Here is a 13,338-nt window from a genome sequence, read left to right on the forward strand (position 1 = left end):
AACCGCATCCTCCTAACCTCCCCCTACTGTGTCCTGCGTGCCACGAAAATGAGCGCGGGACGGGAACGACAGTGAGTTCGAGGCGAGTTCATGGTTCTGGGTTGCGTTGTGTTTCAGCGGCCGCGTCTGCGGGCCGTTGTCGGGCTGATCGGCATCGCCGCAGTCGCGGCCACGATGGCCTCCTCCCCGGCCGAGGCGCGCAAGCGCCGGCATCATGCCGCAGGCGGCGGCTACACGCCGCCCTACGCGGCGATGGTGGTCGATGCCAGGACCGGCCGCACGTTGCACGCGGTCAACGAGGATGCCGCGCGCATCCCGGCCTCGCTCACCAAGGTCATGACGCTCTACATGCTGTTCGAGCAGATGGAGCGCGGCCGCTTCTCGATGGATTCCGAGCTGAAGGTCTCGTCCTACGCCGCCTCGCAGCCGCCGACCAAGCTCGGCCTGCGCCCCGGCTCGACCATTGCGGTCGAGGATGTGATCAAGAGCATGATCACGCTCTCGGCCAACGACTCCTCTGTCGTCGTCGCCGAGAACATCGCCGGCTCCGAAGAGGCTTTCGCCGAGCAGATGACGCGCAAGGCGCGGTCGCTCGGCATGAGCTCGACGCGCTTCTACAACCCGCACGGCCTGCCGCATTCGCCGCCGAACCTGACGACCGCGCGCGACCTCACCATTCTCGCCCGCGCCATCCAGGAGCGCTTCCCGAAATACTACCCGCTCTTCTCGACGCGGGCGTTCCAGTATGGCAGCCGCACCATCCGCGGCCATAACCGCCTGCTCGGCAAGGTCGAGGGCGTCGACGGCATCAAGACCGGCTACACCCGCGCCTCCGGCTTCAACCTGATGACTTCGGCCAAGTCGGAAGGCCGGCACGTCGTCTCGGTCGTGCTCGGCGGCCGCTCCGGCGCTTCGCGCGACAAGATCATGACGGATCTTGTGCTCGCCAATCTGCCGCGCGCTGCGACCAGTGGCCGTTCCTCGGTGATGGTCGCCGAGGCGCCTGAGCCGGAGGAGCGCCCGCGCGCTGCCGCCAGCCAGCAGGCCGCTGCCGAGCCGGCGCCCATCCCGGTTCCGCGCCCGCGCCAGCAGCCGCAGGCTGAAGAGCAACAGCCTCTTCCGGCCGCCGCCCGCGCCTATGCCCCGATGCCGACCACCACGCCGATCGCGCCGCCGCGCCCGGTCGCTGTCGCCGGTGGCCAGCCGCTGCAGATCTCCGGCATGCGCCCGGTCTCCGCGACCACGACGCCGTCAGCCATGCGCTGGTCGATCGGCGCCCAGCCGGCCGACGCCAAGGTTCTGCGCCCGCCGGCGAATGTCGACGTCACCTCCTCGATCGCCAGGGCGCCCGAGCCCGTCGCCGAGCCGGTGAAGATCGCCGAGGCAAAGGCCGAAGCGCCGGCCGCCAGCATGGCCCGCAAGGCGGAAGCCGCCCCGGCCAAGGCGCAGGCCCCCGAGCCCGCTCCCGCCATGTCTCATCAGGCTGCGGTCGTGGCCTCCGGAAAATGGGTGATCCAGCTCGGTGCGACCGATGACGAGGGTAAGGCCAAGGAGATCCTGGCCCGTGCCCGCGCCAAGGCTTCCGGCTCGCTCGCCAGCGCCTCGCCCTTCACCGAGAAGGTCGAGAAGGGCGGCTCCACCCTTTTCCGCGCCCGCTTCGCCGGTTTTGAAGATCCGAAGGACGCGCAGAACGCCTGCGCGCAGCTGAAGCGCGGCGGCTTCTCCTGCTTCGCCACCCGCAGCTGAGCACTGGACCGAAAAGTGGAATCCGGTTTTCGGGAGAATCCGATGCGCAATGGCAAAGACAGATCGCCGAACCTGCGTCCGTCAGGACGCAGGGCGGGCTGACCGGCCAGGGAAAGGAGTTCACGCCATGTCGCAGACGCACTCCCCGCACCCTTCGCTATCGCTGCTTCACAAGGACGTCCTTGGCCTGGTTGACGCGAGCGGCAAGGCCGCTGGTGCCCCCGGCATCCGGGTGGATGCGCTTCATCAAAGCCCGGTGGGCTTCGCGGACCGCCTCCTCGCTCGCCCCCGGCTGAAGCCCCAGGATCTCGTAGGCCTCCTGCTGCGTCATCGCGCCCGTGCCCGGCGCGCCGCCCTGCCCCGCGTCGCGATCACGCTGAGCGTCTTCACGCCAGCCGGGCGACCGGCGGTCGAGATATGCCTCTAGCAGGCGCGCACCATCGGGATCGCGCGCCAGGCATTCGCGCATCAGCGCGCTGAGCTCGCTCATTCCCAGGCTGTCGAGCGGCCGGCCCGCGAAGGCGCCCGCCTTGACGCTGCCGGTCATCGCGCCGCTGTCGTGGTCGAGCTCCATCTCCAGCAGCGCCGAGCCGACCTTCGAGCTGGCGCCCGGGCTCGGCCCGGACCGGTCGGCCCAAGGAAAACGGATGCCGCCCGGCCCTGTCGCGCTCCAGCCGAGCAGCCAGGCGCCGATGCCGCCGAGAAAGAGCGCCATATCAAGGCGTCCGCGCACCATCAGCAGCCCGGCCACGCCGAGCGCGGCGACGCCGCCGACAGTCTTCATCAGCCGCGCAAGCATTTTAGGATTGGTCCCGGCGAAGAGCTTCGCCAGCCACCAGACCAGGATCAGGACGGCAACGCCGTAGAGCAGGCTCACTTGCGCCCTCCGTCCATGGCCGCGAGCAGGCCCTTGACCGCCGGGCTCGATCCGGCGAGCCGCAGCATTGCCTCGCGCCCGCCAGCGGCGTAAGCCGCCGCGCCGCGCAGCAGTTCCAATAGCGAAGCCGGCGCCGTCACGTCGAAGCGCGCATGCGCGCCGCCGGTCAGCCGCGCGATCGTCGCGAAGGCCGCGCTCGCGGCGGGATCGCCCCCCTCCTGGAAAACGAAGCCGCGGATGCCGCGCAGGCCGAGCTCGCCCGCCAGCGCCCCCAGCGCATCGACATCCTCTTCCATTGCGTCGCCGACAAAGACGAAAGCGCGCAACGGCACCTTTGCCGCCTCGTCGCGGACATGGCGCAGAACGCGGGCAATCTGCGTCTGCCCGCCCTCGCAGGCGATCCTGCGCATCAACCCGGTCAGTCGTTCGGGCTCGCCGACCCATCCCGAGGCGCGGCATTCGCCGATACCCCGGAAATAGACGAGCTGGACGGCAAGCCCGCCGCTCTGTCCGGCGACCTCGAACATCCGGGCCTGCAGCGAACAGGCGAGATCCCAGCTCGGCTGGCGGCTCATCGTGGCATCGAGCGCGAAGACCAGCCGTCCGGCCTGGCCCGTTGCCAGCGGCGCCAGCCGCTTCGCCGCTCCGAGGAAGCGGTCGATTTCGCCCGGCTGCGAATGCCCTGTCGGCGTGGTCGCGGCGGTCTTGCCGACAGCGCGATCGTTCTTGTCGCTCATCAACCCATCGATCCGACGGAATCGTTCTCGTTGGTTCTGATATTGGCCATCGACACCGGATTTGCTACCCGTCCCGGACGGAGATCGGCCTGTTCCTCTCAGGCTTCATCCTGAGGAGCGGACGAAGTCCGCGTCTCGAAAGCTGCTTCAGGTGGTTCCGCAACTTCCTGGGGCATCCTTCGACACGCCGCTACGCGGATCCTCAGGATGAGGGCTGCGAAGATCGACGCAGACGAGAAAGAGAAGTCCATGGCTGGGATCACGGTTTTCGAGACGGTCGCGGCGATGCGCGAAGCGGTCGCCGGCTGGCACGCGGCCGGCGAAAAGGTCGCGCTGGTGCCGACCATGGGCGCGCTGCATGCGGGCCACATGGCGCTGGTCACCGAAGGCCAACGCCACGCGAAGCGGGTGATCGTCTCGATCTTCGTCAACCCGACCCAGTTCGCTCCGCACGAGGATTTCAAGAAGTACCCGCGCACCTTCGACGACGACTGCGCCAAGCTCCTCGCTGCCGGCGCCGATGCCGTCTTCTTCCCTTCGGTCGAAGAGATGTATCCGGCGGGCTTCGCCACGCGGGTGCTGTTGCTGGGTCCGGCCGCCGTCGGCCTCGAAGACCGCTTCCGCCCGACGCATTTCGAGGGCGTCGCGACAATCTGCTGCAAGCTCTTCACGCAGTCCCGCGCCGATTGGGCGATCTTCGGCGAAAAGGACTATCAGCAGCTCAAGGTCGTCACGCGGATGGCTGGTGATCTCGATCTCGGCATCACCGTCGTTCCTCTCGCGACATTCCGCGAGGCGGACGGCCTCGCCATGTCCTCGCGCAACCGCTACCTCTCGCCCGAGCATCGGGCGTTGGCGCCGGTCCTCCACCGCGTGATGCAGGTCCTTGCCGCGCGCATCCGCAACGAGGATCCGCTGTTCCGGGCGGTCGCCGACGCGCAGAACGAGATCATCACCGCCGGCTTCGAACTCGACTATCTCGAAGCCCGCCACGCCGAGACGCTGGCCCCGATTACCGGGCTGGCGGATGGGCCGATCCGCCTGCTGCTCGCCGCCCGCATCGGCGGCACACGCCTGATCGACAACATCCCGGTCTGAAAGCCGCCGCCGCTGTGATTGCGGCGTCAAACGGAAACGCTACGCTGGCCGCATCCGGGCAGCCGTCTGGTTAGCGGTCGGCATGCTGAAAGCGCCTGCGCCAGAGGAGAGCGGTGGATGGTCCATATATCGGGGAGCGCAGCGCGCGGCCGAAACGCGTTCCTACGCCGGGGCGCCGCCATACTTCTCGCCTGCGCGCTGCTCGCCGACACGGCTGCCCAGGCCTGCACGCGCTTCGTCTATTTCGGGGCGAATGGCAGCGTTGTCACAGCGCGCTCGATGGACTGGAAGAGCGACATCGCCACCAATCTCTGGATCCTGCCGCGCGGCGTCGAGCGTACCGGCGAGACCGGCGCCAACACCGTGCGCTGGACGGCGAAACATGGCAGCGTGATCGCCTCCGCCTACGACATCTCCAGCAGCGACGGCGTCAACGAGGCCGGGCTGTCGGCCAATCTGCTCTGGCTGGTCGAATCCGAATATCCGAAGTTCGAGGCCGCCTCGAAGCCGGGGCTGAGCATCTCGCTCTGGGCGCAATACGTGCTCGACAACTTCGCCACGGTGAGCGAGGCGGTCACCGCGCTGCGCGAGGAACCTTTCACCCTCGTCACCGACATGATGCCGGGCGAGAATCGTCTCGCCACCGTGCATCTCTCGCTCTCCGACTCCAGCGGTGACAGCGCCATCATCGAGTATGTCGGCGGCAGGCAGGTCATCCATCATGACCGCGCCTATCAGGTCATGACCAACTCGCCGATCTTCGAGAAGCAGCTCGCGCTCGCCGAATACTGGAAGCAGATCGGCGGCACCGTGATGCTGCCCGGCACCAACCGCGCCTCCGATCGTTTCGTCCGCGCCGCGTTCTACGCGAACGCGATCCCGAAGGACCCCGATCCGAACCGCGCCGTCGCCAGCGTCTTCAGCGTGCTCCGCAACGTCTCGGTGCCCTATGGGCTGACGACGCCCGACCAGCCGAACATCTCCTCGACGCGCTGGCGCACGGTCTTCGACCATGCCCGCAAACTGTATTTCTTCGAGTCCGCGCTGACGCCGAACACCTTCTGGGTGGACCTCAAGAAGATCGACTTCTCGACTGCGGGCGGCACCCGCAAGCTCGATCTCGGCAAGGACCAGGACCATACCTATGCGGGGGACGCGACCGGGAGCTTCGTCCCGGCCAAGCCCTTCGCCTTCCTCGGCCTGAAGGGCTGAGCCGGTCGCCTACAGCAACCCGAGCCCCGCGAGTTCCCGCCGCAATTCCTCCGGCATCTCGCCGAGATCGCCGCCATGCTCGGATAGATCGCGCGGCGCGTCCTTGGGCTGGAGATAGCGCCAGCCCTGGAACGGGCGGAACGGGCGTGGCTCGACCGGAACCACCACGGGCTCCATGACGAGATGGCAGCGCCCGATACCCTCGGCGTCGGTGAAGGGCCGGATATCGGTCAGGCGCTGGCGCGCCGAGATCTGCCCCTTGATCACCCAGTAGAGCGAGCCGCCATCGAGGATTTCCTCGACCTTCTTCGGCACCATGCGTGTGGTGTGCAATTGTTCGGCCGGCTCGCCACGGGCACGCCGCTGCGCCTGGCGTTCGGCGATCCACTCTTCGAGGTCGCCGATCGATTCCGCGCCGACGCAGAGCTTGAGCAGGTGAAGGGACATGGCCGGCAAAATAGGCCTCGAAGCGCCCGCCGACCAGCCTCCCCGGCCCTTCTCCACAGATCGCCTCAGCCGCGATGCGCCAGCACATTGATGAGCCGTCCGAACGGGTCACGCAGGAAGAAGCGCCTGACACCCCAGGGCTCCTCGGCCGGCCCGTATTCGATCGGCAGCCCGGCCGCCTCGACCTTGCGCAGAACCTCGTCGAGGTCATCGACCTCGATCGACAGGTCCGGGACCGGCGCGCCCGAGCCGCCCTCGCTGGCGAAGCTGAGCTGCGGCCCGGCGGGGTCGCCGCCTGCCGCATAGGTCTGTATCCAGCCGTGGTCCATGACGCGGTGCATCTCAAAAATGCTGCCGTAGAAGGGTTTTGCCAGCGCCGGTTCGGCGGCTAGCATGTTCGCCACGATACGCTTCACCGTCATGCTCTTTCCCTCGACAGGCTACGGACGATCAACATGCGCGGACTTGCAGGCAAGGCCATCCTCATCACCGGTTCCTCCACCGGCATCGGCTATGCAATGGCCGAGCGCCTCATTGCCGAGGGGGCGAAGGTACTGATCCATGGCCGAGACCGGGACGAAGTCGATGCGGCGGTCGGCCGGCTCGGCACCGCCGCCAGCGGCATCACCGGCGACCTCGCCGAGCCCGCCACGGCACAGGCCATCGTCGATGCCACGGTCGGCGCCTTCGGCCGCATCGACGGGCTCGTGAACAATGCCGGCATCTATCCGCGCGGCATCCTCGGCGAGACCACCGCCGCCTTCTTCGACCATATGTTCGCGATCAACACGCGGGCGCCGCTGCTCTGCGCCGAGGCCGCGATCCACGCCTTCCGGGCCCAGAAGTCGCCGGGCGCCATCGTCACCGTCGGCTCGATCAACGCCTATTGCGGGCTGTCGAACCTGACCGTCTATTCGATGTCGAAGGGCGCGCTGATGACGATGACGCGCAATCTCGCCAACACGCTCGGCCCGGAGCGCATCCGCGCCAATCAGCTCAATGTCGGCTGGACCTGGACCGCCAACGAGGACGCGACGCAGCAGCGCGAGGGACGAAAGCCCGGCTGGCAGAACCATCTGCCGCTGCGCGACGCGCCGACCGGCCGCATCATGCAGCCGGAGGAGATTGCGGCCCATACAGCCTTCTGGCTTTCCGACGACAGCGCGCCCGTTTCGGGCCAGATCTACGAAGCCGAGCAGTTCCCGATCATCGGCCGCGGATGAACGCGATTTCTCCAAGCTCGTTCGAGCCCTGGCTCACACGCTGGGACCTTGTCCCGGATGGCGCGCCGATCACGACGCGCGCCAGCAGCCTCCTGCCCGTCCTGCAAGACGGCGCGCCGGTCATGCTGAAGCTGCCGGCGTGCGAGGACGAGCGGCGCGGTTACCTGCCGCTGGAATTTTGGAGCGGTGACGGCGCCGCCCGCCTCTTCGCCCGCAGCGAGAATGGCGAGGCGATGCTGATCGAGCGCGCCACGGGCCGGCGCTCGCTCGCCGCCATGGCCCGCAGCGGCGCGAAGGGCGATGACGAGGCCACCGCCATCCTCTGCGACGCCATCGCCGCCTTACAACAACCGCGCGGCCCGGCCCCCGCGGGGCTGATGCCGCTCGACATCTGGTTCAAGGACCTATTCCCGGCCGCAGCCCGGCATGGCGGCCTGCTCGCCCGCGCAGCGGCGGAGGCGAGCGCGCTCCTGCCGACCCAGCAGGAAATCCTGCCGCTCCATGCCCATCTGCATCACGACAATGTCCTCGATTTCGAAGGCCGCGGCTGGCTCGCTATCGACCCGAAATCGGTGATCGGCGACCGCGCTTTCGAATACACCATCCTGTTCTGCGACCCTGACCTCGCCGATCCCGAGCCGCCGGTCGCCGTCGCGCCCGGCATCTTCGAGCGGCGGCTGGAGATCGTGCTGGCGAAATCCGGGCTGGAGCGAAAGCGGCTGCTGCGCTGGATCGTCGCCTGGTGCGGGCTGTCGGCCAGTTGGTTCATGGCGGATGGCGACCCGCTGGCGGAGGTCAATCTCGCCGTTGCGAACCGAGCGATTGCGGCGTTGGACGGCTGAGGGCCGTCATGCTCACCCTTGTGGCGAGCATCCACGTCTTCGCCGCACGGCATCGACCAAGACTTGGATGGTCGGGACAAGTCCGACCATGACTGGAACCGCCTGAATCAGAATCAAAAGAAACGCCCGCAAGCGATTCCGCCGATTCAGCTATTCGCCGATCACAACCACCTTCGCACCTTCTGCCACCTGCGCACCGGGCTCGCCTGCGACTTCGCTGACGGTGCCGTCGCGCGGCGCGGTCAGCACATGCTCCATCTTCATCGCCTCGACGATGGCGAGCCGCTGGCCCTTGGTCACCGCCTCGCCGGGCGCCACGAAGAGAGCCACCAGCTTGCCATGCATCGGCGCCTTGACCACGCCGCCCGAACCGGCGGCCGCCTCGAGATCGACCTTGAAGGGATCGAACAGGGACACCGCCGTCTGGCGGCCGCGATGCAGCGCAAACCACGTACCGCCCTCGCCTTCGGCCAGCGCGATCTCGTGCTCGCCTTCGCCGATCTCGTGGCCCGGCAGGCTGACGCGAGCGTCCTCGCCATGCCATTCGATCTGCGCTTCGATGCGCTCGCCATCGACGAGCAAGGGCAGCCCCAGCGGCTGGCGCGGCATCAGCGAGAAGGCGTCCGGGTCAAGCCAGGGCGAGCGTGACTCGCCCTCCGCCCGTCCGGCCGCCTCGATCATGCCGGCCTCCTGCCGCTCCTCCTCGAGTTGCAGGGCGGCCGCCGCCACCGCCGCCGCATCGAGCGGCTGCGGCTCGGCGCCGAGCGCGCTGATATTGCGATCGATGAAGCCGGTATCGAACGGCCCGGCCCGGAAGCCCTGCGCCTCGGTCAATTTCTTCAAGAAGGCGAGATTGGTGCGCGGACCGGCGACGATCGTCTCGCCCAGCGCCGCACAGAGCCGGTCGAGCGCCTCGTCGCGGGTAGCGCCATGGGCGATCACCTTGGCGATCATCGGGTCGTAGAACGGCGTCACCGTATCGCCGGCCTCGACGCCGGTGTCGATGCGGATGCCCTCGCCCTCCGGGAATTGCAGCGCCCAGAGCTTTCCGGTCGAAGGCAGGAAGCCCTTCTCCGGGTCCTCCGCATAGAGCCGCGCCTCGACGGCATGTCCCTTGGCCGAGACGTCGTCCTGCGTGAAGCCGAGCGGCTCGCCCGCCGCGACCTTGAGTTGCAACTCGACCAGATCGAGCCCGGTGATCGCCTCCGTGACGGGATGCTCGACCTGCAGACGCGTATTCATCTCCATGAAATAGAAGCGATCGGCCCGGAGCCCGTCGCGGCCATCGGCGATGAACTCCACCGTGCCGGCCCCGACATAGCCGACCGCCCTCGCCGCCTCCGTCGCCGCCTTGCCCATCGCGGCACGTACCTCATCCGTCATGCCCGGCGCCGGCGCTTCCTCGATCACCTTCTGGTGGCGACGCTGCAGCGAGCAGTCGCGCTCATAGAGGTGGACGACATTGCCGTGGCCGTCGCCGAAGACCTGGATTTCGACATGGCGCGGCGAGAGCACGTATTTCTCGACCAGCACGCGCGCATCGCCGAAGGCATTCTTGCCTTCGCGCTGGGCGCTGGTCAGGGCGTCCGCAAAGTCCTCCGCCCGCTCGACCTTCTTCATGCCCTTGCCGCCGCCGCCGGCAACCGCCTTGATCAGAACGGGGTAGCCGATGCGCTCGGCCTCCTTCGCCAGAAACCCGGCATCCTGCTCGGCGCCGTGATAGCCCGGCACGACCGGCACATCGGCCTTCTCGACCAGCGCCTTGGCGGCGTCCTTCAATCCCATCGCCCGGATTGCGGAGGCGGGCGGGCCGACGAAGACGATACCGGCCTTGGCACAGGCATCCGCGAAATCGGCATTCTCCGAGAGGAAGCCGTAGCCGGGATGAATGCAGGCAGCGCTGGCCTCCTTCGCCACCGCGAGAATCTTGGCCGCGTCGAGATAGCTCTCGCCGGCTGGCGCCGGGCCGATATGGTAGACCTCATCAGCCATCTGCACGAACAGCGCCTCTTCATCGGCATCCGAGTAGACTGCGATGGTGCGTAGGCCCAGCCGCTGCGCGGTGCGGATCACCCGGCAGGCGATCTCGCCGCGATTGGCGATCAGGATGGAGGGCAGCTTGGCGGCGATCGTCATGGAAGCGTCCTCGGCAGCATCCTTGGCTTTTCGCCTTTATAGCCCGCCCGCCGCTTCTGTCTGCGCCTTGTTGTGCAAACCGGGCTGGGCCGCTTCCGACCCCGCGCGCCGCCGCAGCGAGCGCCAGATCGCCCATGTCGCCTGGAAGCAGATCCCTGCGACGACGAGATCGAACAGATATTCCGGCCAGCGCACCGGCGCGATGCGGGCGGCGAGCCCGACCAGCGCGAAGCCGGTCGTCGAGATCGCATCGTTGCGGCTCGACAGCCAGGTCGCCTTGATCACCGGATTGTCCTCGCGGCGGAACCGCCAGAGCACGGCAATGACGATGAGCGCGATGACGATGGCGCTCGCCGCCGCGAAGCCGAGCGTCCAGATCTCGATCGGTCGCGGCCGGACGATCTTGTCCCAGAGATCGTAGAGGGTGTGCAACCCGGCGACAGCCATGACGGCGCCGATCGCGATGGCCGCCAGTCGCTCGGCCCGTGCGTCCCGGCCGAAGACCAGCGCGGCGATGCCGTAAAGCGCGACATCGTAGACCCAGTCGACGCCGTCCTTGAACAGTTGGGCATTGCCGATGGCGAGCGCCCAGACGACAGTCGCCACCGCCTGCAGGAGGATGCCGAGCGCGATGCCCCAGATGGTCAGCGTATAGGCGCGAGCCACGGTGGGCTCCGTTCCGAGGCCCGCGGCGACGTCAGGGGCATTCTCGATTGCCGCCATGCGGCCTCCCGTCATTCTCGGGCGCAGCCCCTGGGTCCGACCTTTGGTCGGCCCAAGGATAAAATCCGCGGAGCCCCGAGAATCTCATCATCCATCTGGACGAGATGCTCGGGTCAAGCCCGGGCATGACGGACCTGCCCGATCACCCACGCCCGACGAGCGGCGCCTTGGTCGCCATCACCGTGACGAAGAGGATGTTCGCGTCGAGCGGCAGCCCGGCCATATGCAGTACCGTGGTCGCGACGTGGTCAACATCCATAACCGGCTCCACCTTGATCGAGCCGTCGGCCTGCGGCACGCCGGTCGTCATCTTCTTGGCCATGTCGGTCAGCGCATTGCCGATATCGACCTGGCCGACCGCGATGTCGTATTTGCGCCCATCGAGCGAGGCGGTCTTGGTCAGGCCGGAGATCGCGTGCTTGGTCGCGGTGTAGGCGGCCGAGTTCGGCCGCGGTACCTGGGCCGAGATCGAGCCGTTATTGATGATGCGCCCGCCGCGTGGCTCCTGGCTCTTCATCGCATTGAAGGCGGCCTGGGTGCATAGGAAGGGGCCGGTCAGGTTGGTGTCGACGACCTTCTGCCAGTCCTCCAGCGAGAGGTCCTCCAGCAGGACCCCGCCCGGCGCATTGACGCCGGCATTGTTGAAGAGAACGTCGACCCGGCCGAAGGCCTCCTTCGTCTTCTTGAACAAGCTCTCGACCGAGGCCTTGTCGGTCACATCGGTCGAGACCGCCAGTGCGCGGCCCTTGTCGACGCCGGAGAGCGCGATCGTCTCCTCCAGCGCATCGACCCGGCGCCCGGCCAGCACGGTGCGGTAGCCGTCCTTCAGGAAGGCGATGGCGACCGACCGCCCCACGCCCGAGCCAGCTCCGGTGATGATCGCGACCTTGTTATGCCCAGACATGCGCTTCCTCGTGTTTCCTGCGGCCTAAATCGTTTGATATGGCGCACGACCATAGCGACGGCGACGGCTCGGGGGAACTGCGCAGCCATTCGCGTTGCATGCGCTTGCCGCCCGCCGGCTCTGCCTTATCGTTGTAGTCGGGAGGACGACGCGATGACCAGCCTGAACCGCCGCCATCTGCTGGCTGCTGGCGCCGCCGCGCTCGCCGGGCCGGCGCTCGCCCAGCAGCCGGGTCATGAGCACCACGGCCCGCAATACGAGCGGCTCACCCAGCCCGGGCGGATCGAGAAGCCCGCGCTTGCCGCCGCGCAGAACGTCTTCGACTCGCCGGCACCGAAAGCCGCCTCGCCCGGCCGCTGGAGCCCGAAGGCGCCGCTGCCGCTGCCGCGCTCCGAGATGGCCTGGGCGACTGCCTTCGAGGACAAGATGCATATCGTCGGCGGCTACGCCGAGCAGCGCGTCGACCGGCCCTATCACCATGTCTACGAGGCGGTGTCCGATCACTGGAGCGACGCCGCGCCACTCCCGCTCGGCGCCAACCATGTCGGCGTCGCCTTCCTCGACGGCAAGCTCTACGCCATCGGCGGCTTCCTCGAGCAGAACCGCAAGCCGCATCCGCGCTGTTTCGTCTATGATCCTAAGACCGATCGCTGGGCCGAGATCGCCTCGTCACCGGCCGCGGTCGGCTCGGCCGCCGTCATCGGGCTGAATGGCCGGCTCCATGTCATCGGCGGCGCCATCGGCGACACCTTCGACACCAAGAAGTCGATCGACCGGCACCTGACCTACGAACCGAAAACCGATCGCTGGGACAGGCGCACGCCCATGCCCACGGCGCGCGACCACACCGGCACGCTCGCTATCGGCAAACTCATCCACGTCATCGGCGGGCGCGTCGATTCCTTCCACACCAACTCGAACCTGCACCACGCTTATGATCCGACGACGGACAAATGGGCGATGCGCTCGCCCCTGCCGACCGCCCGCTCCGGCCATGGCGCCGTGCTCTATCGCGGCAAGGTCTTCGTGATGGGCGGAGAGGGCACCAACCGCGTCTTTGGCCAGATGGAAGCGTATGATCCTGCGGCCGACAGCTGGGAGCAGTACGCGCCGATGCTGACGCCCCGCCATGGCCTCGGCGCGGCGGTGGTCGGCGATGCGATCCACGTCGCTGGCGGCGGCCCGATCATGGGCGGCGGCGTGAAGAGCGCCGTGCACGAAGCCTTCACGCTGGGCTGAAGCCCCGCAAGCGAGGCGAACCCGGCCCGAACGGCACCGTGGGTCGTTGGCGAAGCAGAATTCGGCGGGGGTTCCTCTCTCGGAATGCAGTCGTGTTAAAGTAATTTTGGACCGGCCGCGGATTTGGAGGAGCAACCGGACGACCACGTATCCA

At 67.8% G+C, this 13,338-nt stretch carries 13 protein-coding genes; 6 read left to right on the forward strand and 7 right to left on the reverse strand.

All coding sequences use genetic code 11. The annotated features are described in order from the left end of the window. Positions 1-90: 90 nt before the first annotated feature. Complete coding sequence (locus tag AC1DDA_RS09625; protein WP_476795574.1) at positions 91-1,746, forward strand: D-alanyl-D-alanine carboxypeptidase; 1,656 nt, start codon at positions 91-93, stop codon at positions 1,744-1,746. A 157-nt stretch (positions 1,747-1,903) separates the two neighbouring features. Here the strand turns inward: AC1DDA_RS09625 and AC1DDA_RS09630 are convergent, their stop codons facing one another. Together AC1DDA_RS09630 and AC1DDA_RS09635 are read right to left on the reverse strand one after the other, a co-directional pair. Further along, positions 1,904-2,623 (reverse strand): DnaJ domain-containing protein, encoded by a 720-nt coding sequence (locus tag AC1DDA_RS09630; RefSeq protein WP_476795575.1) that lies wholly within the window; start codon positions 2,621-2,623, stop codon positions 1,904-1,906. After that, a complete protein-coding gene (locus AC1DDA_RS09635; protein WP_476795576.1) occupies positions 2,620-3,360 on the reverse strand; it encodes a VWA domain-containing protein in 741 nt (246 codons plus the stop codon). The genes AC1DDA_RS09630 and AC1DDA_RS09635 overlap by 4 nt, the downstream gene beginning before the upstream one ends. Before the next feature lie 249 nt (positions 3,361-3,609). On the opposite strand from AC1DDA_RS09635, the gene panC reads away from it, so the two are divergent. Both panC and AC1DDA_RS09645 read left to right on the forward strand, forming a co-directional pair. Next, entirely contained in the window at positions 3,610-4,458 is an 849-nt protein-coding gene (panC, locus tag AC1DDA_RS09640) for a pantoate--beta-alanine ligase (RefSeq protein ID WP_476795577.1), read from the forward strand. A 117-nt stretch (positions 4,459-4,575) separates the two neighbouring features. Further along, positions 4,576-5,670: a linear amide C-N hydrolase gene (locus tag AC1DDA_RS09645; RefSeq protein WP_476795578.1), complete on the forward strand. Its 1,095-nt coding sequence runs from the start codon at positions 4,576-4,578 to the stop codon at positions 5,668-5,670. 9 nt (positions 5,671-5,679) lie between these two features. On the opposite strand, the gene AC1DDA_RS09650 is transcribed toward AC1DDA_RS09645, so the two are convergent. Together AC1DDA_RS09650 and AC1DDA_RS09655 are read right to left on the reverse strand one after the other, a co-directional pair. After that, a complete protein-coding gene (locus AC1DDA_RS09650; protein ID WP_441512752.1) occupies positions 5,680-6,117 on the reverse strand; it encodes a DUF1489 family protein in 438 nt (145 codons plus the stop codon). Positions 6,118-6,182: 65 nt separating this feature from the next. Continuing rightward, complete coding sequence (locus tag AC1DDA_RS09655) at positions 6,183-6,539, reverse strand: VOC family protein (RefSeq protein ID WP_476795579.1); 357 nt, start codon at positions 6,537-6,539, stop codon at positions 6,183-6,185. Between the two features lie 33 nt (positions 6,540-6,572). Here AC1DDA_RS09655 and AC1DDA_RS09660 point away from each other — a divergent pair, with 33 nt between their 5' ends. Continuing rightward, complete coding sequence (locus tag AC1DDA_RS09660) at positions 6,573-7,340, forward strand: SDR family NAD(P)-dependent oxidoreductase (protein ID WP_441512754.1); 768 nt, start codon at positions 6,573-6,575, stop codon at positions 7,338-7,340. Continuing rightward, positions 7,337-8,182, forward strand: coding sequence for an aminoglycoside phosphotransferase family protein (locus AC1DDA_RS09665; RefSeq protein ID WP_476795580.1), 846 nt, complete (start codon positions 7,337-7,339; stop codon positions 8,180-8,182). Before AC1DDA_RS09660 ends, AC1DDA_RS09665 begins: the two co-directional genes overlap by 4 nt. Positions 8,183-8,332: 150 nt before the next feature. On the opposite strand, the gene AC1DDA_RS09670 is transcribed toward AC1DDA_RS09665, so the two are convergent. From AC1DDA_RS09670 to AC1DDA_RS09680, 3 genes are all read right to left on the reverse strand, one after another. Beyond that, positions 8,333-10,318 carry an acetyl/propionyl/methylcrotonyl-CoA carboxylase subunit alpha gene (locus tag AC1DDA_RS09670; protein WP_476795581.1) on the reverse strand — a complete coding sequence of 662 codons (1,986 nt, stop codon included), beginning with the start codon at positions 10,316-10,318 and terminating at the stop codon, positions 8,333-8,335. A 36-nt stretch (positions 10,319-10,354) separates the two neighbouring features. Next, the gene (locus tag AC1DDA_RS09675) at positions 10,355-11,041 is read right to left on the reverse strand and encodes a cation efflux transmembrane domain-containing protein (protein WP_476795582.1); all 687 of its coding nucleotides are present in this window, start codon (positions 11,039-11,041) and stop codon (positions 10,355-10,357) included. Between the two features lie 142 nt (positions 11,042-11,183). Continuing rightward, the gene (locus tag AC1DDA_RS09680) at positions 11,184-11,945 is read right to left on the reverse strand and encodes an SDR family oxidoreductase (RefSeq protein WP_476795583.1); all 762 of its coding nucleotides are present in this window, start codon (positions 11,943-11,945) and stop codon (positions 11,184-11,186) included. Between the two features lie 153 nt (positions 11,946-12,098). On the opposite strand from AC1DDA_RS09680, the gene AC1DDA_RS09685 reads away from it, so the two are divergent. Beyond that, a complete protein-coding gene (locus AC1DDA_RS09685; protein WP_476795584.1) occupies positions 12,099-13,184 on the forward strand; it encodes a Kelch repeat-containing protein in 1,086 nt (361 codons plus the stop codon). The last annotated feature ends 154 nt before the right edge of the window (positions 13,185-13,338 follow it).

The sequence above is a fragment of the Allobosea sp. 10N428 genome (genome assembly GCF_056394545.1).